This is a genomic window from Pseudomonas sp. UMAB-08 (assembly GCF_900095225.1).
Classification (GTDB): Bacteria; Pseudomonadota; Gammaproteobacteria; order Pseudomonadales; family Pseudomonadaceae; genus Aquipseudomonas.
The window spans coordinates 1-287 of sequence record NZ_LT607468.1 but is presented as its reverse complement, the minus strand read 5'-3'; the positions used below and the strand labels follow the sequence as shown (position 1 = coordinate 287).

The 287-nt window shown below is 63.1% G+C and carries 1 protein-coding gene; it reads right to left on the bottom strand.

What is annotated here, in order from left to right; all coding sequences use genetic code 11:
- A partial coding sequence (locus K0F75_RS25455; RefSeq protein WP_219064710.1) for a pyridoxal-phosphate dependent enzyme occupies nucleotides 1-287 on the bottom strand: 287 nt, incomplete at both ends.

The window sequence follows — 287 nt, the reverse complement described above, 5'->3', positions numbered from 1 at the left end:
GGGGTGGTTTTGGGCATGACGATGGTGGCTTTGACCCCCAATACCTTGGCCGCCAGCGCCAGCCCCTGCGCGTGATTGCCGGCCGACGCGGTGACCACGCCCTTGGCCCGTTCGGCTTCGCTCAGTTGCGTCAGCTTGTTGTACGCGCCGCGAATTTTGAACGAGAACACCGGCTGCAAGTCTTCGCGCTTGAGCAATACCTGATTGCCGAGGCGCTCGGACAGCTGGCGGGCCTGCTGCAAGGGGGTTTCAACGGCCACGTCGTAGACGCGCGAGGTGAGGATTTT